The organism is Thioalkalivibrio sp. ALRh, from assembly GCF_000381425.1.
GTDB lineage: Bacteria > Pseudomonadota > Gammaproteobacteria > Ectothiorhodospirales > Ectothiorhodospiraceae > Thioalkalivibrio.
In genome coordinates this window covers 463,712-485,273 of record NZ_KB906519.1, presented here as the reverse complement: position 1 = coordinate 485,273, position 21,562 = coordinate 463,712, and the positions used below count along the sequence as shown (strand labels likewise).

General features: G+C 66.8%; 21 protein-coding genes. 16 read left to right on the top strand and 5 right to left on the bottom strand.

From position 1 onward, the window contains the following. Position 1 precedes the first annotated feature (1 nt). The 7 genes from F791_RS0102310 (at position 2) to F791_RS0102280 (ending at position 7,113) form a co-directional block, all read left to right on the top strand. Positions 2 to 1,084 carry an NAD(P)/FAD-dependent oxidoreductase gene (locus F791_RS0102310; protein ID WP_019592122.1) on the top strand — a complete coding sequence of 361 codons (1,083 nt, stop codon included), beginning with the start codon at positions 2 to 4 and terminating at the stop codon, positions 1,082 to 1,084. Between the two features lie 50 nt (positions 1,085 to 1,134). Further along, on the top strand, positions 1,135 to 2,307 hold the full coding sequence (locus tag F791_RS0102305; RefSeq protein ID WP_018174695.1) for a radical SAM protein: 1,173 nt from the start codon (positions 1,135 to 1,137) through the stop codon (positions 2,305 to 2,307). Between the two features lie 249 nt (positions 2,308 to 2,556). Further along, a complete protein-coding gene (locus F791_RS0102300) occupies positions 2,557 to 3,876 on the top strand; it encodes an OmpP1/FadL family transporter (RefSeq protein WP_018993701.1) in 1,320 nt (439 codons plus the stop codon). Between the two features lie 212 nt (positions 3,877 to 4,088). After that, positions 4,089 to 5,060: a hypothetical protein gene (locus tag F791_RS0102295; RefSeq protein WP_019592121.1), complete on the top strand. Its 972-nt coding sequence runs from the start codon at positions 4,089 to 4,091 to the stop codon at positions 5,058 to 5,060. A 142-nt stretch (positions 5,061 to 5,202) separates the two neighbouring features. Next, positions 5,203 to 5,622 (top strand): hypothetical protein, encoded by a 420-nt coding sequence (locus tag F791_RS0102290; protein WP_012982060.1) that lies wholly within the window; start codon positions 5,203 to 5,205, stop codon positions 5,620 to 5,622. Positions 5,623 to 5,625: 3 nt separating this feature from the next. Next, entirely contained in the window at positions 5,626 to 6,672 is a 1,047-nt protein-coding gene (locus F791_RS0102285) for a lipoate--protein ligase family protein (RefSeq protein WP_012982061.1), read from the top strand. 54 nt (positions 6,673 to 6,726) lie between these two features. After that, positions 6,727 to 7,113 (top strand): hypothetical protein, encoded by a 387-nt coding sequence (locus F791_RS0102280; protein WP_018174698.1) that lies wholly within the window; start codon positions 6,727 to 6,729, stop codon positions 7,111 to 7,113. 91 nt (positions 7,114 to 7,204) lie between these two features. Here the strand turns inward: F791_RS0102280 and F791_RS0102275 are convergent, their stop codons facing one another. Further along, positions 7,205 to 7,522: a hypothetical protein gene (locus F791_RS0102275; protein WP_012982063.1), complete on the bottom strand. Its 318-nt coding sequence runs from the start codon at positions 7,520 to 7,522 to the stop codon at positions 7,205 to 7,207. A 245-nt stretch (positions 7,523 to 7,767) separates the two neighbouring features. On the opposite strand from F791_RS0102275, the gene F791_RS0102270 reads away from it, so the two are divergent. Genes F791_RS0102270 through F791_RS0102260 form a run of 3 tightly spaced genes read left to right on the top strand, consistent with a single transcriptional unit; the run spans position 7,768 to position 12,400 of the window. After that, positions 7,768 to 8,628: a CbbQ/NirQ/NorQ/GpvN family protein gene (locus F791_RS0102270; RefSeq protein WP_012982064.1), complete on the top strand. Its 861-nt coding sequence runs from the start codon at positions 7,768 to 7,770 to the stop codon at positions 8,626 to 8,628. Further along, positions 8,625 to 11,183, top strand: a complete 2,559-nt coding sequence (locus F791_RS0102265) for a nitric oxide reductase activation protein NorD (protein WP_019592120.1) — start codon at positions 8,625 to 8,627, stop codon at positions 11,181 to 11,183. The genes F791_RS0102270 and F791_RS0102265 overlap by 4 nt, the downstream gene beginning before the upstream one ends. Then, on the top strand, positions 11,180 to 12,400 hold the full coding sequence (locus F791_RS0102260) for an acetoin utilization protein AcuC (protein WP_019592119.1): 1,221 nt from the start codon (positions 11,180 to 11,182) through the stop codon (positions 12,398 to 12,400). Before F791_RS0102265 ends, F791_RS0102260 begins: the two co-directional genes overlap by 4 nt. A gap of 12 nt (positions 12,401 to 12,412) precedes the next feature. Here the strand turns inward: F791_RS0102260 and F791_RS0102255 are convergent, their stop codons facing one another. The 4 genes from F791_RS0102255 to F791_RS0102240 form a co-directional block, all read right to left on the bottom strand. Beyond that, complete coding sequence (locus F791_RS0102255; protein WP_018138327.1) at positions 12,413 to 12,973, bottom strand: SRPBCC family protein; 561 nt, start codon at positions 12,971 to 12,973, stop codon at positions 12,413 to 12,415. A gap of 130 nt (positions 12,974 to 13,103) precedes the next feature. Next, the gene (locus F791_RS0102250; protein ID WP_019592118.1) at positions 13,104 to 14,330 is read right to left on the bottom strand and encodes an MFS transporter; all 1,227 of its coding nucleotides are present in this window, start codon (positions 14,328 to 14,330) and stop codon (positions 13,104 to 13,106) included. Then, positions 14,331 to 15,869, bottom strand: coding sequence for a GTPase family protein (locus tag F791_RS0102245; RefSeq protein WP_018138325.1), 1,539 nt, complete (start codon positions 15,867 to 15,869; stop codon positions 14,331 to 14,333). Further along, positions 15,866 to 17,101, bottom strand: coding sequence for a GTPase family protein (locus tag F791_RS0102240; protein ID WP_019592117.1), 1,236 nt, complete (start codon positions 17,099 to 17,101; stop codon positions 15,866 to 15,868). The genes F791_RS0102245 and F791_RS0102240 overlap by 4 nt, the downstream gene beginning before the upstream one ends. Before the next feature lie 133 nt (positions 17,102 to 17,234). On the opposite strand from F791_RS0102240, the gene F791_RS0102235 reads away from it, so the two are divergent. The 6 genes from F791_RS0102235 to F791_RS0102210 all read left to right on the top strand — a co-directional run bounded on the left by F791_RS0102235 (position 17,235) and on the right by F791_RS0102210 (position 21,397). Beyond that, positions 17,235 to 18,599 carry a replication-associated recombination protein A gene (locus tag F791_RS0102235; protein WP_018993696.1) on the top strand — a complete coding sequence of 455 codons (1,365 nt, stop codon included), beginning with the start codon at positions 17,235 to 17,237 and terminating at the stop codon, positions 18,597 to 18,599. A gap of 6 nt (positions 18,600 to 18,605) precedes the next feature. Further along, complete coding sequence (locus F791_RS0102230; protein ID WP_012982072.1) at positions 18,606 to 19,298, top strand: TVP38/TMEM64 family protein; 693 nt, start codon at positions 18,606 to 18,608, stop codon at positions 19,296 to 19,298. A gap of 14 nt (positions 19,299 to 19,312) precedes the next feature. Continuing rightward, positions 19,313 to 20,017: a TIGR04283 family arsenosugar biosynthesis glycosyltransferase gene (locus tag F791_RS0102225; RefSeq protein ID WP_019592115.1), complete on the top strand. Its 705-nt coding sequence runs from the start codon at positions 19,313 to 19,315 to the stop codon at positions 20,015 to 20,017. After that, positions 20,010 to 20,696: a TIGR04282 family arsenosugar biosynthesis glycosyltransferase gene (locus F791_RS0102220; protein WP_026296494.1), complete on the top strand. Its 687-nt coding sequence runs from the start codon at positions 20,010 to 20,012 to the stop codon at positions 20,694 to 20,696. The genes F791_RS0102225 and F791_RS0102220 overlap by 8 nt, the downstream gene beginning before the upstream one ends. A gap of 10 nt (positions 20,697 to 20,706) precedes the next feature. Then, complete coding sequence (locus F791_RS0102215) at positions 20,707 to 20,949, top strand: hypothetical protein (protein ID WP_012982075.1); 243 nt, start codon at positions 20,707 to 20,709, stop codon at positions 20,947 to 20,949. A 91-nt stretch (positions 20,950 to 21,040) separates the two neighbouring features. Then, positions 21,041 to 21,397 carry a DsrE family protein gene (locus F791_RS0102210; protein WP_012982076.1) on the top strand — a complete coding sequence of 119 codons (357 nt, stop codon included), beginning with the start codon at positions 21,041 to 21,043 and terminating at the stop codon, positions 21,395 to 21,397. Positions 21,398 to 21,562: the final 165 nt, after the last annotated feature.

Below are 21,562 nucleotides of genomic sequence, written 5' to 3'. Positions count from 1 at the left end.
AATGCTCCCCGAAAAGGTCGATGTCCTGGTGGTCGGGCTGGGGCCGGGTGGCGCCTCGGCGGCGCGCGTGTGCGCGGCGGCCGGGCTGTCCGTGCTGGCGGTCGAGCGCAACAAGGCCTTCGGCGAGCCGGTGCAGTGTGCCGAGTTCATCCCGAACCCGATGGGCGCCTATGCCAAGGCGGATGGAGTCCTGCTGCAGCGCATCGACTCGATGCAGAGCTTCCTGCCCTCCGGGGCCGTGGAGCACTCCGATTTCCCTGGCTTGATGGTGGACCGCGGCGAGTTCGACCGCGCGATCATCCAGGCGGCGAAGGCCAACGGCGCGCAGCTGGTGACTTCGACCCCGCTGCAGCGTGTGGATGCCGAGCGGCATGTGGCGACCGTCAAGCACCAGGGGCAGGAACACGCGGTCGAGTACCGTGTTCTGATCGCCGCCGATGGCCCGCATTCCCCGGTGGCCGAGTCCCTGGGTCTGTCCGCGCTGCCGGTCGTGCAGACCCGGCAGTACACGGTACCACTGAAAAAACCGTATACCGCGACGGACGTCTGGTTGTCGGACGACTACCCGGGTGGATACGCCTGGCTGTTCCCCAAGGGCGAATGGGCGAACCTGGGGCTGGGTGCGGACAAGCGCATCGACAACGACATGAAGACGCCGCTGGAATCCCTGCATGCCCAGCTCGTCGAGCAGGGGCTGCTGGGCGAGGAGATCCGTCACCGTACGGGTGGCGCGATCCCGGTCGGCGGCCTGCGTGATTCGCTGTACGACGGCGATGTCCTGTTCGTGGGCGATGCCGGTGGATTTACCCATCCGATTACCGGAGCCGGGATTGCCGCGGCGGTGGTGTCGGGCGAGGCGGCGGGCGAGGCCGCGATTGCGCATCTCGAGGGTGACGCCGAGGCCTTCGACGATTACGATGAAGAGATGCGCGATCAGTACGGCCCGGCCCTGGAGCGCGCCTGCAAGCGCCGCGCGTTCCTGAATCAACACTGGCGTACGCCGCGGGCGCAGGAAGACGCCACGCAGCGCCGCGGATGGATTGCTTTTTCCGAGTATTTCAACGATGGTGACCAGGCCGCGTAGGCCCGGTTGGCGGGTGCCCCGCACCCGGTGAACAACGCTGGAGGAATTCCATGAGTGCAAGTGCAGAGGAGATGGTCGCGCCGATCAACTTTTACCGGCCCGATTATCACATCAAGACCCCGGACATGCGTTCGCCGGAGTACGTGCAGATGTCCACGGCGGCTGCGATCACGCTGGGCCTGGTGCCGGGCACCATGCACCGTACGTCCTGCACCCACTGCCTGAACCTGCTGGTCACCTACCCGGAAGGCTGCCGTGCGAACTGCTCCTACTGCGGTCTGGCGCGCCACCGCGAGGAATCGCGTGACTACGCCGATCGCAACTTCATCCGCGTCGACTGGCCGACCGCCAAGTACGACGAGGTGATCGAGCGCGTGAAGAATCACGCCGACGCCGGGCAGTTCGAGCGCATGTGCATCTCCATGATCACGCACCCGAACTCCGACGCCGACACCGTCGAGCTACTCGAACGCTGGGTCGCCGAGGTCAACCACATCCCGGTGTCGATCCTGTCCAACCCGACCACCATGAGCTACGAAGATCTCCAGCTCCTGCGGGACAAGGGCGCCGATATCTTCACTGTCGCGCTGGACGCGGTCACGCCGGAGATCTTCGAGCGCACCCGTGGCAAGGCGGTTGAGAGCCCTCACAGCTGGGACAAATACTGGCAGTCCATCGAGTGGGCCGCCGAGATCTTCGGGCCGGAGAAGTTCGGCGCCCACCTGATCTGCGGCATGGGCGAGACCGAGGAAGAGATCTTGCAGGTCTGCCAGCGCATCCGCGACCTGGGCGGCCACAACCACATGTTCGCCTTCTTCCCGGAAGAGGGCTCGCTGATGGAAGACTGGAACCCGGTGCCGCGCGACCAGTGGCGGCGCGTGCAGCTGGGCCGCTTCGTGATCGACTACGCCGGTGGCCGCATCGACGACATGAAGTTCAACGCCGATGGTCAGGTGGTGGATTTCGGCCTGCCGCAGTCCGAGGTCGACGAACTGATCGCCTCCGGCAAGCCGTTCCAGACCTCCGGCTGCCCTGGCAAGTCGGATGAGGAAGTCTCGGCCTGCAACCGCCCCTACGGCGATTCCAGCCCGACGGACATCCTGTCCTTCCCGTTTGCCCTCAACTCGACGGACGTCGGGTTCGTCCAGCGGCAGATGGCCGGGGAGGATGTCGGCACCTTCGACTTCGACGCCGACGAGGCCGAGGACGAAAAGTCCGCATAAAACTCGATGCATGCTGAAAGCCCCGGTCTCCGGGGCTTTCGCACGTCAGGGGGGTTGATTAGACGTTTTGAATATTCAGGTTTCGAGCGGGGATATTTCAGGGGCCCCGTCGAAAGAACTCCCGGGGGGATGGGTCGTCCACCCGCGAGCGGTCACTGCACCACATAACTGGACCGGCGGCATACAAGGGGGCCGCTGGTAACCGGGGTGCCGGGCCATACAACAAGAAGACCACCAAAGGAGAACAACATGGAAGCACGCATCATTCGCCGCAGTCTGGTGACGGTCGCGGTTGGCCTTGCAATGGGCAGCGTCGGCGTCGCCAATGCCACCAACGGCTATTTCGCGCACGGCTATGGCACCAAGGCCAAGGGCATGGGTGGGGTCGGCATGGCCATCTCCCAGGACGCCTACGCACCCGGCACCAACCCCGCCGGTATCGCCGGCATGGAAACCCGCTTCGACGCATCGGTCGCCTACTTCCGCCCAGAGCGTTCATATGAAGTGTCTGGGATGCCATCAGGGCAAGGATTCGGACTCGCCCCAGGGAGCGTGGATAGCGACAGCAACAACTTCTTCATTCCGTCAATCGCTTTTGTTCAACAGATCGACCAGGATCGTTCTTGGGGCATTGCGCTCCTGGGGAACGGTGGGATGAATACGGACTACCCGGCATTCCAGAACGATTTCTGTCCAGGTCCTACGGGCGCGGGGGGGCAGACCCCTCCGACGGGTACGACGGGCCCGTTCTGTGACGGCTCGGCCGGGGTCAACCTTGAACAGCTCGCGATCATCCCTACCTACGCGCAAAAATTCGCGGATGGGCGAGTCAGTGTAGGTTTCAGTCCGATTATCAGCTATCAGCGGTTTAGTGCCGAGGGTCTTGGGACGTTCGGTGACTTCGGAATGAGCGAAGACCCGGAGAATCTTAGCAGTGGCCGTACCGATTCAAGCTGGGGTTATGGGGCCCAGATCGGTTTTCAGGCGGAACTGGCGGAGGGTGCGCGCGTGGGTGCGAGTTACCGCTCGAAGATTCGCGCTGGTGATTTCGACAAGTACGCCGGCCTCTTTGCCAATGGGGGCGAGTTTGATGTCCCGTCTACCTACGGGCTTGGCTTCTCAGTCGACGTTACGCCCGCTGTCACCCTGTCCGCCGACTATCAGAAGATCCGGTATTCGGAGATCGATGCAATCTCCAATCCAAGTACGAACCAGGCCCAATTTGGTGCAGATGGTGGTCCCGGATTTGGTTGGGATGACGTCAACATCTTCAAGTTTGGTGCCCAGATTGATGGCGGTAATGGCTGGACCTGGCGTGTTGGCTACAACCGTGGTGAGAATCCGATCCAGTCTCGAGATGTCACACTCAACATCCTTGCTCCGGCCGTGATGGAAGATCACTTCACCTTCGGCTTCACCCGCGAATTCGGGCAGCATGAGGTCAACTTCGCGGCGATGTACGCCCCTCGTCAAAGGGTCCGGGGAGCGAACTCGTTTGATCCGGCGCAAGACGTAGAGATCGAGATGCGGCAGTACGAGCTCGAGATCGGGTACGCGTACCGCTTCTGATCGATGGCGCCCGGGCGGTCGTGAGCGGCCGCACCGGTGCCCGGCGCGGGCTTCGGGATGAGCTGCCGACCCTGGAGGAGGGGGCGGTACCGCCATGGAGTGCGGACGGTGCCGGACACCGGGACCCATCGGGGGGTGGGGCCCGGGCCCTTTCGTCTAAGGCATCCTGATCGAGCCTGTGCTCGAACTAGCAAAATCAAAAGGAGAATCCCATGCGAGCAATCCACGCATTGCGCGGAGGCATTCGCGTGCCTGCCGTTCTCGCGTTCTTCGGCGCGTGTCTGCTGACCCTTGGCGCGGCCGCCACGGCGCTGGCGGACGATGTCTATCGGCCCCTGGTACTGGCCTACACCACGTCCGGCTCCGATGTCAGCGGTGAGGTGGATACGGTCCGCGAGCGACTGGAAGAGGCCGATTTCCAGACCCTCGGCGAGTACCCGGTCAGTGACGACCGGCACGTGATCGTGGTGACCCACGACGACCTGCTGGCGGTGGCGGGCTCCCAGGATCGGGCGGCGTACATCGCACCTATACGCGTCGCCGTGACCGCGACCAACGGCGGGGTTCAGGTCAGCTACAACAACCTCGAGTACTTTCGACATGCCTATCGCATTGATGACTCGGTGAACGCTGTGAGTTCGCGGCTGGCGGAGGTGCTGGGCGACGAGCAGCACTTCGGGTCGGAGGACGGCATGACCCCGCGGGAGCTGCAGCGTTACCGCTATACGTTTGGTATGGAGCGCTTCAACGCCCCGTATGACCTGGGTAGCCACGGCTCGCGGAGCGCCGCCCTGGAAGAGCTGGATGCCGGTCTGGGCGATCGGCGTGGGGGCGTGTCGGAGATCTACCGGCTGGATATCCCGGGAACGGACGCTACGCTGATCGGCGTGGCGATTCGGGCCGATGATGGCGCCGATTCCGAGGCCACCGACCTCAACACCCTGGAGACGATCGACGTGCGCGAGCTTCGCCACACCGCCTACGTGCCGTACGAGATCCTGGTAGAAGGGGGCGATATCGAGGCGCTGCACATGCGTTTCCGTGCGGCGCTGCACTGGCCGGACCTGCGCATGCTCGGCGATCACAGCTTCATGCAGCTTCGCCGCGTCCCGGGCGCGCTGGAGGATACCCTTCGCGAGGTGGCCGGCTTTGAGGAGCCCGCAGACGACGGTTTCGACTGGTAGAAGCATAACGCCAGGGATGGCGAACGAACCCAGCTAATAGCCCAGGGTTCCTCTCAAGAACCCCGGTCCGCCGGGGTTTTTTTACGGCCGGGGGCTGGACTTGTTTATGCTCCCGGTTCATTCGCGGCAGGACGCACGCCCCATGAAATCGATGAAGATCGCCAACATCGGCGAGATCCGTAACGAACTCAACAAGTACAAGAAGGGCAAGAAGCTCGATATTCACCAGTTCAACCAGGTCGCGCGCCTGGCCTGGCTGGGCAAGATCGTGATGCAGCCCCTGGATCTCGAGGACCCCGATTGCCAGTCGTTCCTGGTGTATATCCAGGAGCCGGAAGAGCTGGCCGCGCATTTCCTGAACACTGATCAGGAGCTGACCGGCGGGATCCACATCATCGACGGCGAGCAGGCCATGGCCATGGTCGAGATCATGCGCGGGGGTGTCGAGGAACGTGCCAAGCTGTACGAGGACCTCTCGCGCAGCGACTTCTACTTCCGCTACTTCTACAAGCCCGGCAAGGACGACGAGGCCCCGTCCGAGCAGGACAAACCCGAGGACTGATCCTTGGTCGCATCCACGGTCACCCCGGAATGGATTGATGCCGGGGCCCGCTCCGCGGAAGAACTCCACGCTCTCTATACCGGTCTGGCGAGCAGCACGCCGCCGGAGTCGCCGTTGCGCGTGTTGTGGGTGCACTCGCGAGAGGCGCACATCTCCGTGGGCGCCAGCCAGGACCCGGCCATGGATCTGGACCTGGTCGCCTGCAAGGCCAATAGCGTGCCGGTCGTGCGCCGCCCGCTCGGGGGCGGCTCCGTCTGGGTGGATGCCGACCAGGCCTGTTTCTTCCTGATTCAGCCCCGCCAGGTCCTCGCCCGTGGCCATCGCCACCTGTTCGCGCTGGGGCTGGGCATCGCGATGGATGTGCTGCGCGAGCTGGGGCTGGAAGGCGTCGAGGCGCGCGGTCAGGACGTCTGGGTTCAGGGGCGCAAGATCATGGGTACTGGTGCGGCCACGCTGAACGAGGGTTGTGTGTTCGGCGCTAGCTTCCTGCGCCGCTTCCCGGTGGAACGCTTTCTATCGTGTGTAAATGCCCCAAGCGACGGCTACCGCGAATGGCTGCGCCCGGCACTGGAAGAGGGCATGACCGATTGTGCGGAGCAGTGCCCCGAGGCGGCGCCGACGCCGGAACGTCTGGAGGCGGCCCTGAGCGAGGTGCTGGAGCGCCGCTTCAGTACCCCCGCGCGGTGTTACCGTCCGAGTTCCGCGGAATGGGACGAGTGGCTGGCGGCCGGGCGCGAGGAACTCGCCGACCTGGCCGACAGCCAGGGCGGGCCGGCCGTGCGCGACGGTATCCGTGTGAATCGGGAGAACCATGTCTTCGAGACGCGCGGCCACTGTGGCCGCCTGCGCTTGCATATCGCCGGGACACACATTGCACGCATTTGGTGCGAGGACCCGAGCGTGGATCGCGTGCTGCGCGAGACCCTGGTGGGCGAGTCGCCGGAGCGCCTGCGTGTGCGCTCGCGCCTGAACGGCCAGCTCGACGCGGTGATCGTCGACGAGGTCAGCGCGCGCATCGACGGTCTCTACCGAGGGATCGCCGCCGCCTGACCCTGCTTTGCACGCCGCTGGATACTTCCCCAAAAAGCTTTACGAGGCGAACCGATGTCCGAACCGACCATTCAGCGCCGGCTGGAGAAACGCCTGATCCTGATGAGCCAGGATCAGGCGATGATCGAGCAGATTCGCACCGCATTGCCGGATGACTGGCATCTGCACCCGGTGACCGATCTGGAAGAATTGGGCGCCTGGAACGAGGTGCTGCTCTACCGCTTCCTGCTGCTGGATCTGGACGAGATCGAGGTGTTCGACCCGCTGGACGTAATCCGCATCCTGCGCATGGAGTATCAGATCAACCTGCCCGTGTTCTGTTTTGGCGGGGACCAGGACATCCGCGACGAGATGCGCCTGGCGCGGGCCGATCGCTTCTTCGATCGCGAGGAGATGGTCGAAAAGCTCCCCGAGTTCATCCGCATGTACGACTGGGGCTGAGCGCCCCATCAAAAAGGCCCCGGGCGTTAGCCACGGGGCCTTTTTGATTCGCGGATCCGCATGATGCGGATGCGCGGGGCATCGCACGGCCTTAGCCGATCCAGGCGTGCTCCAGCACGTCGATGCGGATCTTCTCGTGGTAGGTCTCGCCGTTGGCCTCGATCACCAGGTCGCCCACGCGGGTGCCGGCGGTATCAAAGCTGAATTTGCAGTCGAAGGTGCCCGGCAGGGACACGCTGCTCTCGCACAGGGCCTCGCCTTCCACCGAGAACTTGCACTGGGCGGTGCCGGAGCCGTTCAGCAGGGCCTGCACCCGGAATTCCTCGTTGATCGGGCGCCGGTAGACTTCCGGATCGCGATTCGGGTTGTACTGCAGGTTGTTCAGCTTGACGAGTTTGACAAGTTTCATACCGGGTCCTCTATTGACGCGCTGAATCCGAGTTGCGGGCGCCTTCACCTGCCCGATCCCGTACCGGGAAGGGCGTTTGGTTCATGGAAGTGCGCAGGTTCGATAGAATATAAACAGCCAATGATACAACAAAGCCTGCGGGAACACGACGGGATGCCACGGGGCATGCCGCCAGCCCGGCGGAGGGTAACGCCGCTCCCGCGCATACACCAGCCCCGGCCCCCGCGGTCGGCATCGGAGACCCCATGAAGAACCTGATTAACCGTATCCGCGGTGTGGAACGCGACGTGATCGAGAAGCCCGGCGACGCGGGCGATGCCCCGTTCTACAAGGCCCAGGGCGACGAGATCGAGATCTTTCAGGCCGCGTACTCGAAGCGCCTGCCGGTGATGCTCAAGGGCCCGACCGGCTGCGGCAAGACCCGCTTCCTGGAACACGTGGCGCATACCCTCGGCCAGCCGCTGGTCACCGTCTCCTGCCATGAGGACCTGACCAGCTCCGACCTGGTCGGCCGCTTCCTGCTGGAGGGCGAGGAGACCGTCTGGCAGGACGGCCCGCTGACCCGCTCGGTCAAGGAGGGCGCGATCTGCTACCTCGACGAGATCGTCGAGGCGCGTACCGACACCACCGTGGTCATTCACCCGCTGACCGACCACCGCCGCCAGCTCCCGCTGGACAAGAAGTCCCAGATCATCGATGCGCACGAGGACTTCATGCTGGTGATCTCCTACAACCCCGGCTACCAGACGGTGCTGAAGGACCTGAAGCCCTCGACCAAGCAGCGCTTTGTCGGTATCCACTTCGACTACCCCGCCGAGGATGTCGAGCGCGAGATCGTGGCCAAGGAATCCGGCGGCCTGGATGCCGATCGGGTCGAGAAGCTGGTGGCTGCCGGGCGCAAGGCGCGGGCCCTGAAGGACCACGGACTGGAAGAGGCGACCTCCACCCGTGCGCTCGCCTATGCCGGCGAGCTGATGCAGGCGGGACTGAGCCCGCGCGTGGCCTGCCGTGCCGCGATGATCGCCCCGATCACCGACGACCCCGAGCTGATTCAGGCGCTGGAAGAGATCTTCGACGCCCACTTCCCCGAGTCCGAAGCCGCGTGAGCGACCAGGCCCGCAACAGCGGCGGGGCGAACACGGAAGCCGAAGATCTCGTCGAGATCGAAGAGATCCTCCAGCACTTGGAGGACATCAGCTTCGTCGCCCACCGCGACACCAAGGAGGCCCTCCCGGCCATCCGCGCGTTCGGTGCCGCCACTGCGCGGCGCTGGATCGAGACCGTCCGCGAGCTGTTCTTCCACGACCGCGAGGCCGGCAAGAGCTTCATGCGCAATTCCGCGCGGCTCGCGGAGCACATGCAGACGGTGGATCTGTGGCTGGAACAGGCCGTCCGGTTCAAGCAGTGGGTCAACTCCGCCGATGCACTGGAAGGCTTCATGGCCCAGGCCGATCGCGTGTATGACGCCTGGGGCGAGGCCGGCGAGCGCGAGTGGGCCGAGATCGGCCTGCGCTGGTGCGAACGCAGCCTGCCCGATGCCCGTGCCTACTTCGAGACGCCGTTCGACAAGCTCTCCGCCGGGCGCGGGATCGAGGGCCTGCGCGCGCTGATCGAGCCGGCCGAGACGCTGTTCGACGAACGCGGCCTGACCCTGGACGCCTATCTCGAGGGCGCCCCGATCGCCCGCAACCTGGTGGGCGACCAGGGCCTGCTGTCCTGGGCCCGGCGCGGAGCGGACCTGCTGAAGGCCGGGCGCTCGCGCGGCGAGGCCTATTTTCGCCTGGAGAGCGACGAGAGCCTGAAGCTGCTCCTGGAGGCGCTGCCGGGCTTTCGCCCGCGCATGCACGGGCGCTTCCTGCGCCTGGTGCTGCTGGCCTGGCTGGATGCCGATATCCCGCTGGCCGATTCCAGCTGGAAGCCGGGCGCGGGCCGCCCGATGCTCGAGACCGACGGCCGGCGGCTGTTTATGCCGGCGGTGATGGACTCGCGCGAGGAGGCGATCGTCGCCACCCAGCACGCGGCCGCGCATCTGGCCTTCGATACGTATGCGCAGTCCGACGTCGAGCGGCTGTTCGAGCGTGCCGGGGTCGAGCACCCGCCGCTGGATGACCGCTCGCGCATCACCTGGCGCCCGCTGTTCGCGCCATTCGAGGCGCGCATGTTCCGCTTCCAGGTGCTGTTCGACCTGGCCGAGGACCTGCGCGTGAACGCGCGCCTGGCCCCGCGCATCCCGAACTTCCTGCCGCGCCTGGTGGCGCTGGCCGAGGACCATGAGCGCCCGGAGGGCGCGGCCGGCGTCTACTTCGATTTCGCGCTGAAGGCCCATCAGGCCCTGCTGCGGGGCGAGGCGCAGGACCCGCGTCTGGCGCGCGTGCTGGAGCCGGACGCGGATGTGGTCACCGCCTGGGCAGTCGGCGAGGAGCTGTTCGCCGACGAGGCCTTCCCCGAGATCGTCATCGAGGAGCGCGCGGAGGCCTATCTGCCCGGGCTGTCGCTGAACCAGTCGCTGCCGGTGTATCCGCAGCGGAAACGCGACGGCAGCCTGGCCGACTTCCGCGACCACGAGGCGCACGACGAGCACAAGTTCGAGCGCGAGAAGCAGGAAGAACAGCCGCAGCAGGCCCCGGAGCAGGCGCAGAAAGACCCGGACGCCGACATCCAGACCCCGCAGCAGGAGACCTCCGGCACCGGCGGGCGCATCGGCACGGGTATCCCGCAGCCGGCCCAGGTGGCCAAGCGCGCCGCGCCCTACACCCCGAAGAAGGACGGCATCCCGTATCCCGAGTGGGACTACCGCGAGCAGCGCTACATCTCCGACTGGGTGAATCTCTACGAGCGGGTGCTGGACGACGAAAACCCGGAGCTGGCGGCCACGATCCTGTCGGAGAACGCCGATACCCTGAAACGCCTGACCCGCGGTCTCGAGATGCAGCGTCCGATGCGCCTGGCGCCGCAGCGCAAGCAGATGGACGGCGACGAGCTCGACACCGAGGCAGTAATCGACTTCATCGCCGACAAGAAGGCGGGGCTGTCGCCGAAGGCCTTCATCTACCGCCGCCGTGCGGTGCAGCACCGTGATACCGGCGTCATGATGCTGGCGGACATGTCCACCTCGATCATGGCGCGCCACCCGGGCGGGCAGGGCAAGATCGTCGACCGCGTGCGCGAGGGGATGATGCTGTTCGCCGAGGCGATCGAGAAGGTCGGCGATCCCTACGCGATCTCCGGCTTCGCCTCCAAGCAGCGCGACCAGGTCAACTACTACTGGCTGAAGGATTTCAACGAGGACCTGAACGACACCGTCCGCGCCCGCATCGCTGGGGTCTCCGGGCGCCTGGCCTCGCGTATGGGCGCGGGCATCCGCCACTCGCTGGAGGCATTCAAGCGCTGTTCGGCCCAGCGCCGGCTGCTGCTGATCCTGTCCGACGGTCGTCCGGCCGATTACGACGACGGCGGTGACCAGCGCTACCTGCACGAGGACACGCGCATGGCGATGAAGGAGGCGGTGGACGCCGGCGTGCACCCGTTCTGCATCACCCTGGACCCGTCCGGTTCGGAATACCTGCCGGCGATCTTCGGTCCCGGTCACTACACCATCATCGACCACGTGGACGAGCTGCCGCGCCGTCTGCCCGAGATCTATCTGAGGCTGCGCCAGTGAGTGCTACCCCCGAAGCCATCGACGCCTCCACCGGCGCTACGGCTCGGCACCCGGAGCCGGCCCGCCGTCATGCCACGCTGCTGCATGCCCCGCGCTATCGCGGGCACAGCTACGGCGACAACCACCCGCTCGGGATCCCGCGCGTCTCGCTGACCATCGACCTGATCGAGGCCTATGACGCGATCACGCCGCAGGAGATGGCCGTATCGCGCAAGGCACAGCCGGCCGAGCTCGAGTGGTTCCACACCCGCGAGTACGTGGCCGCGATGCAGCGCGCCGAGGCGCTGGGCAAGGTCTTCCAGCGCTACCGCGACCGCCACAACATCGGCAACTTCGAGAACCCGTTCTTCGCCGGGTTCTTCGCGACCCCGGCGACCGCCACCTGGGGCTCCATCCAGGGCGCCGAGGTGGTGCTGGACGGGCGCATGGCCTTCAACCCGGCCGGTGGCATGCACCACGCCGCCCCCGACCAGGCCCGTGGATTCTGCTATTTCAACGACCCGGCGCTGGCGATCCTGCGCCTGCGTCAGGCCGGGCAGCGCGTGCTCTATCTGGATATCGACGCCCACCATGGCGACGGGGTCGAGGCCGCGTTCACCGACGACCCGGACGTGCTCACCGTCTCCCTGCACATGGACACCGAATACGGCTACCCCTTCGAGGGCGGCCGCATCGAGGACACCGGACCGCTGGGCAACGCCGTGAACCTGCCGCTGCCGAAGGAGACCAACGACAGCGAGTTTCGCGCCGCCTTCACGGCCGTCTGGGAGGCCGTGCGCACTCGCTGGCAGCCGGATGCGGTCGTCGTTCAGGCCGGTACCGATGCGCTGCTGCCGGACCCGCTCGGCAAGTTCGGCATCTCCACCCAGTGCTTCCTCGCCTGCATCGACGACGTAATCGAGACCAGCCCGCGCCACGCCGACGGCACGCCGAGGCTCCTGGTGCTGGGGGGTGGCGGCTATCACCCGCTGGCGCTGGCGCGCTGCTGGACCGGGGTCTGGGCCCTGCTGACCGGTCGCGAGCTCCCCGCCCCGATTCCCGAGGCCGGCCAGGCCCTGCTGCGCGAGGTCGACTGGGACATGGACGAAGAAGAGGAATGGTACGAGTCCCTCTTTACCTCCCGTCTCGATGCGGATCGCGCCGGTCCGGTGCGCGACGAACTGCGCAATCGCCTTGAACGGCTGCTGGCAGGGCACCCGTTGTTCAGTTGCTCGTAGAGAGCCTGCGCGTCAGCGGCTGGCGCGGTAGTCGCGTTCGATGTAGCGCAGCAGCTCGGTCGTCTCCCGCAGGGTCGCGCGCTGGATGCGGGTCTTGCCGATAAAGCCGGGTACCCAGAAGTCCGGTTCCACATGCATCTGGATCGTCAGGTGCGTGCCGCCGGCATCGGGCTGCAGCTCCCAGCGGGTCGAGCCTGCACGCAGATTGCTGTGCTCCGGATCGACCTCGGCATCAATGCGTTCGGGGTAGTACTCGGTCACCCGTTCGTGCCTGCGGATGGTCCGGCAGAACACGAACACGCAGCTGTGCACGACGCTTGCGACCTCCACCTCGTCATCCGATCGGGAGACGATCCGGCTCTCGCGGATGGATTCCGAGTAACGGTTCAGCGCGTCGTAATCGGTCAGGTATGACCACAGGGCCTCGGGTGGGACTTCGACCCGGAAGGTCACCTCCAGCTCGTGCTGGTCACCGTCGGTATCAAAATGCCGCTCGACCACCTCCACCGCGAGTGCGGCACCGGGGGCCCAGCCGACCAAGGCAGCCAGGAGGAGGGCGGGCAACGTTCGCATCGCGGGTACCTCCTGGGCTTCGGTTCGGGGCCTGGCTGCTGCAGCTTTATGAAGAATTCGATCCCCGGATGCGGCCGGGGTTCAGGTTGCCCTACGACGGGCGGTTGGACTGTGATGATAGACAAAGACCTCAGGAGTCACTGTCGCGCTGGGGATGCGTGGTCCCCGTGACGGGCTCGTCGCGGATCGGCAGGGTGGCGAGAACGGCCAGAAGGCCGACGAGGTGGAGCGCGATCAGGATCATGAGATAGCCGCCTGTCAGGTCGACCCCGAGGCCGGTGAGGACCGGACCCAGCGCGGCGCCGAGGGCCACGGCGGTGTAGGTCATGCCCAGCAGGCGGCCCAGGCTGTACAGACCGAACAGGCGGGCCAGGATCGCCGGTGTCAGGGCGATGTACCCGCCGTACCCGAAACCAAGTACCACCGCGAACAGCATAAGGGCGGCGTAGCTGCCTGCGGTGCCCCAGATCAGAAAGCTCAGCGTGATCAGGGCGAAGCACCCGCGATAGAGATGCATCAGGGAATAGCGATCGCCCAGCATGCCGATCGCCAGCCGCCCGACCACGCTCGCCAGCCCGATAATCCCGACCAGGCCCGCCGCGCGCAGCGGATCGATGCCGCCCGCCTCGGCCGCGGGCGGCAGGTGGACGAACGGTACGTACAGGATCGTATTCAGCAGAAAGGTCGCCAGATAAAGCTGGGCGAAGCGGCGTCCACCCCAGCGGGTGGTGGTGGCGTGGGTGCCATCCGGGGCGCGCCCGGGCCGTGGAAACAGGATGCCGGCGAGCGGCAGGATGACGGCTGCCGCGAGCGCGTAGAAATAGTACGTCGAGCGCCAGCCGTGGAGCTCGATCAGCCAGGCGGACAGCGGCGCGAAGCCAAGTACGCCCAACCCGATCCCGGATACCGCGATGCCCAGGGCCATGGAGCGTCTGCGGGCAAACCAGCGCCCGACCGCGGCCACGACGGGCACGAATACGCAGCTCGCCCCGATACCCACGCCCAGGCCATAGGCCAGGTAGGCCTGCCAGAGTTCGCCGGCACGCGCCGTCCCGACCAGCCCCGCCGCGATGAACAGGCCACCCGCAACGAGCAGCGGCCCTGGGCCGATGCGGTCGGACAGGGGGCCGGTCACACCGCTCAGGCCGAAGAACAACAGAGCGGTGGCGGAAAAGAACAGCGCGGACCCGCCGTGCCGTGTACCGAACTCCTGCGCCATGGAGGAGAAGAACGCCCCGTAGCTGTACGCGATGCCAAAGGCCACGAACAGCGCCACAAGGGAGAGCCCGCAGGCGAGCCAGGCGGTCGGGGAGTCCAGGGAGGGGGCGTCCTGGTGCTGGCGTGGACGCAGGGTCATCTAGCGCGGTCGACCCAGCAGGCGACCGGCCCCCTTGCGGGTCTGACGCCAGATCTGGCGCAGGCTTCGGGATGACGGGTGGCGCAGCAGCCGGGTCTTGCGGGTTTGCTGCATGGCCGGGATCAGCGTCTCCAGTTCGGCCGTCAGGGCGTCGATGTTGTAGGGCGTTGTGCCATCGAGCCGGGCGGGAATCACCTCCTGTTCGGGCAGGCCGAAGTCCGCGGCGATCGCCTGGCGGGCGGCGGCGATGTTCTGCGCCTTGGGCCGTTCTTCCGGCGGGTCGAGCGTATACGGCGGCTCCCATTCGCGGGCGGGCGACAGGCGATCGATGTGGCTGGCCACGATGCGAATGGGCGGCTGGCGTCGATCCGGGCGCTCTGCAAAGAAGCGCCGTACGGCTTGCAGCGCCTCGTGGTCCGGGGAGCGGTCGGCCTGGTGCGCCGGCGCGACCCATAGCACCAGATCCGCCGTCTGGGCGGCATCAACCAGGGTATCCACGTCCATGCGGTCACCAAGCCCCGGGGTGTCCACCAAAAGCAGTTCCTGGCCGTCCGCGAGGGTCAGCAGGTAGCCCTCCTGCTCGGCGGTCAGCGGCAGCACGTCCGTGGCTGCGCGGTATTCCCCCAGCAGCGCGTTGACCAGCGTGGATTTCCCGGCCTGTGGCTGGCCCACGACCAGTATCTTCGGCCGGCCCGGGAATGCCTCCTCCGCGGGGCCGCTCGCCTGTGCTTCCTGGTCGGCGATCTCGGCCAGGGCGTCGGCATCGTGCTGCAGGCGGCCGGAGTAGAGCTCGATCGCGGCGCGGCCGACTTCCTCGATCCAGATGCGTGCGACCCGTCGCAGCAGGTATTCGCGTGCGCTGCCGGAGAGCTCGTTGAAGAAGCGATCACGCAGCTCCGCGGCCAGGGCGTGGAGGGGATTGGCCAGCCGCGCGATACGGTAGGCCTTGTAGGCCGTGCGCCCGTAGGACAGCCCCGATGCCACCATGGGCCGGTAGCCCCAGACGCGCAGGATCTGGCCCATGCGCAGGCGATCCGACAGCGGTACCTCCTCCAGCAGGATCTTGCGCAGCCGGGCGCTGACCCGCTCGCTGAGCAGCAGGGCCTCGGGCACGGTGAACTCCCAGATGGGGTCTTCCTGTTCCGGGTGATAGTGCGCGGCCACGGTACGCAGGGTCTCTTCGCCCGCTTCCCGCAGGCGGTCGTAGTCGGTGACGATCTCGCCGCTGGCCTGCTCGCTCAGGCGCATCACCTCGGCCCAGGCGGCGTGTTCCAGTGGCGCCCAGTCGCCATCGGCGGGGCGCACGGGCTCGGTCGTCCGTTCGCGGGTGTGGACCTTGATCCGGTGGCGCGCCCACAGCGTCATGCCCCATACGCTTCCGGCGGCGATGGCGGCCGCGGCGATCCAGATCAGCAGGGCATTGTGTTCGTAGAGCCAGAGCAGACCCAGGACGAAGGCCACCACAAAGGGCGACAGCAGCAGGAACGCGGCGAAGGTCACGCCCGTGACCTGCAGACGGGTGAGCCAGCGGCGTTTCATCGCGTGTCGTTCCCCGAGGGCTCGGTCTGGCGGTGCCGGGCGAGGTTCAGGGCCTCGCGCAGGGCGTCGCGATAGGCCTGCTCCACCCCGGCCGTGGCCTCGCGCCCGTCATGTCGCCGGGCCAGGTAGTGGCGTGCGGCATAGCCCAGCGCATAGGTGGTGGCAAAGCTGGTGGCGGCCGCCGCTGCAGCACCTGCAGTCTGACCGTAGACGGGGACCAGCTTGCCGACCTGCCGGGCCCCGTGGCTGAGGCCGAGGCCGAGCAGGGTGCTGGAACCGAGCGCCGCGGAGAACTCGCTCATACTGCGAGAATCCCAGGTGACCCCGTAGATGCTGGCCAGACTGTGCAGCAGTTTCCCCTGGACCGCCGGAACGGAGAACAGGCCCAGCAGGGGGACGGCATCGGTGGTCGCGGCGACGCTGGCGTAGCCGAGGATGTGTGATCGGGCGCGCAGCCGACGGGCATCACCGCCTGCGGACTGGCGCAGCCCCTGCAGGATCACCCCCATGCGTTCCGGAGCCAGGTTCTCCAGGGCATCGAGCAGGGCGTCCAGGCCGTAGTGGGTCGGGGTGAAGCCCTCGTCCTCGGGCGTGATATCGACGGGCACGACCTGCACCGGGCCGGTCCCGGGCAGGTTGCGAAAGGCCTCGGCCTGGGTACGCCGCGCGCGGGCCAGTTCCTCCAGCCCGGGGCTGCGGTCCAGTTCGGCGTAGGGCGGATGATCGCGCCCGTCGGGATAGCCGTCGTGCAGGCAGGTCTGGACCAGCAGGACCGGCCAGTTCGGATGCCGGCGGCGAATGTCCCGCAGGGCATTCAGCACGGGTTCCTGCTGCAGATCCATCGCGCGCGCCACGGCGACCACCATGTGCGCGTGGCCCGCGAGCTCGGCGAGATCCTCGCTGGGGTCGTAGGCGACCTCGCCCAGTCCCCGCGTGTCCAGAAAGCGCAGCACCGGCGCTTCGGCCGGGAAGTCATAGGCGCGTGCCGTCCGGGTGCAGCTCCTGAAACCGGTCCCGATCGCCACGTCGGAGTCGCCGGTGATCGCGCGCACCAGCGTGCTCTTGCCGGACTGCACCTTGCCCAGCAGCCACAGCACGGGGGCCTGCTCGCGCGCTCGCTCGGCCACGACGTCGGCATCGGGGGCCTCGGCCTCGGGTCGCAGGACGGCCTGCATGACTTTGCGCCAGCCGAGGCCCTTCGGCAGGCGCAGGGATTGCCAGGGCAGCTTCATGCTGTGATTCCGTTTCGCGGCATGGAAACCTTTCATCAGTGAAGAAGGCGCAACTGTGCAGGGCTTGTGAGCCAGCCCGCCGCTCAGTGTGCCATGTCTCGGCCAATGTTCGCGGCGGGCGCGGTACACTGAAATGATGAGCGATATCTCCGAAGGCGACCTGTTCGGCCCGGATGCGGGTGGACTGCCCCCCGAGCCCGAACCGGCCGCACAGGGCCCGGACCCGAATGCACCGCTGGCCGAGCGCATGCGCCCGGCGCGGCTGGACGAGATGGTGGGCCAGGATCACCTGGTCGGCCCGGATGCCGCCCTGCGCCAGGCGATCGAGCAGGGGCAGACCCCGTCGATGATCCTGTGGGGCCCGCCGGGTTGCGGCAAGACCACGCTGGCCCGCCTGGTGGCGGCGGCCGGGGCACAGCGTCTGGTGACGCTGTCGGCGGTGCTGGCCGGGGTCAAGGACGTGCGCGCGGTGGTGGACGCGGCCAAGGCCCGGCGACGCAACGGGGTCGGCACGCTGCTGTTCATCGACGAGATCCATCGCTTCAACAAGGGGCAGCAGGATGCCCTGCTGCCGCACATCGAGGACGGGACACTGACCTTCGTGGGGGCCACGACCGAGAACCCCTCATTTGCGCTCAACAGTGCGTTGCTGTCGCGGGCGCGTGTCTATCGCATGGAGTCCGTCGGCGCCGAGGCGATCGAGGCGCTGATTGACCGGGCGCTGAGCGATCCCGAGCGCGGACTCGGGGGGCGCGGGCTGCGGCTGGAGCCCACCGAACGCCAGCGGCTGGCCCGTGCGGCGGACGGCGATGCCCGGCGGGCACTGAACTGGCTGGAGACCGCCTCGGATCTGGCACGTGACGGCGAGATCACCGCCGACGCCCTGCGCGCGGTGATGGGGGCGCAGAGCCTGGCCTTCGATCGCCAGGGCGATGCCTTCTATGACCAGATCTCCGCCCTGCACAAGTCGGTGCGCGGATCCGATCCTGGTGCGGCGGTGTACTGGCTGACGCGCATGCTGGATGCCGGCTGTGACCCGGATTATCTCGGCCGGCGCCTGCTGCGCATGGCCTACGAGGACATCGGGCTGGCGGCCGTAGGGCTGGGTGCTCGGGTGCTGGCGGCCTGGCAGACGATGGAGCGGCTTGGGCGGCCGGAAGGCGATCTCGCGCTGATCCAGGCGGCGATCGAGCTGGCCGCCGCCCCCAAGAGCAACAGCGCCTACACCGCGTTGAACGAGGTCCGCGCCAGCATTCGCGAAACGGGCAGCCCCGGCGTGCCCCTGCATCTGCGCAATGCCCCCACGGAGCTGATGCGTGACGAGGGGTTCGGCGCCGGATACCGCTATGATCATGATGAACCGGACGGTTTCGCGCGCGGGCAGGTCTATCTGCCCGAAGGGCTGGAAGATCAGCGCTTCTATCGGGCGAAACGCGAGGGCACGGAGCGCGCGCTGGCCGAACGGCTGGAGCGACTGCGCGGCGACGGCAAAGAATAGAGACATATGCAGATACATCATCCCGAACGCTGGTGGCTGTTGGCCGCGGTCCTGCTGGCAGGGTCGCTGGTCTGGGTAGCACTGACCACCGAGTGGCCTGATCTGCTGCCGCTGCAGGACGTCGAGGCGTGGCTCGCCAGCTGGGGGATGGGCGCCTACATGATGTTTGTGCTGGCCTTTGTCGTCCTTGCGCTGTTTCCGTTGCCCAGCACCTTCTGGATCCTGCTGGGAGGGGCGCTGTTCGGGCCGTTCACCGGCGGGGCCCTGAGCCTGCTGGCGGCGACCATCGCTGCGATTATCGCGTTCATGCTGGCGCGCACCCTGCTGCAACCCTGGCTGGAACCGCGTCTGGGTCCGCGCAGCGCACGGCTGCGCGAGGATGTGGAGGCCGAGGGCTGGCGCGTGGTCGCACTGACACGGCTGGTGCCGGTCTTCCCGTTCGCCCCGACCAACTACGCCCTGGGCCTGGTGCGTATGCCGCTGACCGTGTTCACGATCACGACCCTGGTCGCATTGATCCCCAGCCTGTTCGCCTATGCCTGGCTGGGCCACGCTACGCGCGAGATGGTGGCGGGTGATACGGACAACCGGGTCCAGCTGGGGCTGGCGATTCTCGCCGTGCTGGCCCTGCTGCTGTTGCTGCCTCGGCTGTTGCGCCGGATCTGGCAGGGGCAGAAAGCCGTCCAGTCGCCAGCCTGAGTCCCGTAGCAACCATGTCGCGGGAGTCACCCTTCCTGTCCGTGATCATCCCGGTACTGAACGAAGCCGAATCTCTCCCGCCCTTGCTGGATACCCTGGGCGAGATCCTCGACTGCGAGGTGATCGTGGTCGACGGCGGGAGCACGGACGGGACTCTCCAGCAGGCAGGGCAATGCGGTGTGAGTGTGCTGTCCAGCGCCCCGGGGCGCGCACGGCAGATGAATGCCGGCGCCGAGCGCGCCCGAGGCGAGGCGCTCTGGTTTCTGCATGCCGACACCACGTTTCCGGACGGAGCCGGGGTGGCGGTGCATGCCCTGCGCGACGCGGTGGCCCGGGACGATCGCGCCTGGGGACGTTTCGACGTCCGCCTGTCGGGCGGTCGCGGAATATTCGCGCTGATCGCCGCGATGATGAACCTGCGCTCGCGTCTGAGCGGGATCGCGACCGGGGATCAGGGCATATTCATTACACGCTCGGCGTTCGATGCCGTAGGCGGCTGGCCGGACCAGCCGCTGATGGAGGACATCGAGCTCTCGCGGCGGCTGAAGCGATCGGTGGGGCGCCCAAGGTGCCTGCGCACGTGGCTGGTCACGTCGTCCCGGCGCTGGGAGCGGCAGGGCGCATGGCGCACGATCTGGCTGATGTGGCGGTTGCGCCTGGCCTACTGGCTGGGTGCAAACCCGGACGGGCTGGCGCGACTTTATCGTGGTGATGCCTGAACGTCGGCCGACGGATGCGCCGCGCGTGCTGGTCTTTGCCCGCGCGCCCGAGCCGGGCCGGACCAAGACGCGGCTGATTCCCGCGCTGGGTGCCAAGGGCGCCGCACGGCTGCACGAGCGGCTGCTGGAGCACGCGCTGGACGTGGCCCGTCAGGTGGCACCGGACCATGTGGAGCTGTGGTGCACCCCGGATACCGATCATCCGTTCCTCGAGCGTTGTGCGGAACGCTTTGGCTGTTCCCTGCACAGCCAGGTGGGTGATGACCTCGGGGCCCGCATGCGCCATGCACTGGAGGTGGGGCCGTTTCCGGCACTGGTGATGGGGTCCGATGCCCCGACGCTGGGTGTCGGGGACCTGGTCGCTGCACGTAAGGCGCTGGCTGAAGGGGCGGATGTGGCACTGATCCCGGCGCTGGATGGTGGCTATGTGCTGCTGGCCGCCGCGCGGCCCGTCCCCGGGCTGTTCGAGGCCGTCGAATGGGGCAGCGATCGGGTGCTGGAACAGACCCGTGAGCGGGCCCAGGCGCAGGGTCTTGTCTGGGCGGAGCTGGAAGCGCGGGCGGACATCGACCGACCGGAGGACCTGGTGCACTGTCCGCCGGTGCTCCTGCGTGGCATTGGGGCACCTCGAGAGTCCCCGATCCCAGAGCAGTCGCAAGTCGGCCCAGGCTTCGGGTAGGATGCGCGCCATGAAAGCCTTTGTTGCCTGGGTCGACCGTTCCCCACTGTGGTTGTTTGCACTGTTCGTGGCCACCCTGGGGCTGTCGCCCTATGTCCCCGAACCGCACATCGTCGAGAAGATCCGCTGGCTCTTCCAGGGCGAGCTGACCCGTCCGATCGATATCCTCGACCTGATCATGCACGCCATTCCCTGGCTGCTGATGGCCTTCAAGCTCTATCGCATGAGCATTACGTCGAAAGGCGCTTCCTGACTCGGCGTCTCCTTGAGGCTTGTGGGAACTCGACGGTCCCGACTTGGGTCGCTACGGTGCCTGCCACTTTGACGTGACCAAGGAGAGTCCCATGCGTTTTATTGTTGCTGTTACCGCCGGTACTGACGACCCGACCCGCGCCACTCTCGGCATGATTGCCGCGAACGTGGCCAAGCAGCAGGGCCATGACGTGACCGTCTGGCTGCAGGGCGAGGCCGTGAACATCGCCAACCGCAATGTCTACGACAAGATCGTCGGCCACAACATGCCGGCGATGAAGGACATCGTGGATTCGCTGGTCGAGGAAGGCGTCCCGTTCTGGGCCTGCGAGGCCTGCGCCAAGGGCCGCGACGTCGGCGAGCACAACTTCCTGCCGAACGCCGAGATGGCCGGCATGGGTCAGTACGTCCAGGCCGTTGCCGATTTCGACCGCTCCATGAGCTTCTGATCGAGCGGGCCGGTCCGCGGGCGGGGGCGTGAGCCCCCGCTCGCTTCTAGAATGGTTTTTCGGCGGGTACTGCACGTGGTGGTTGGCTGTTCAGTGAGGTCGTTTCAGACGGACAGCGGCCACATCACTCGCTATCCATTCCTTTCTCGAAGTCAATGCTGAGCT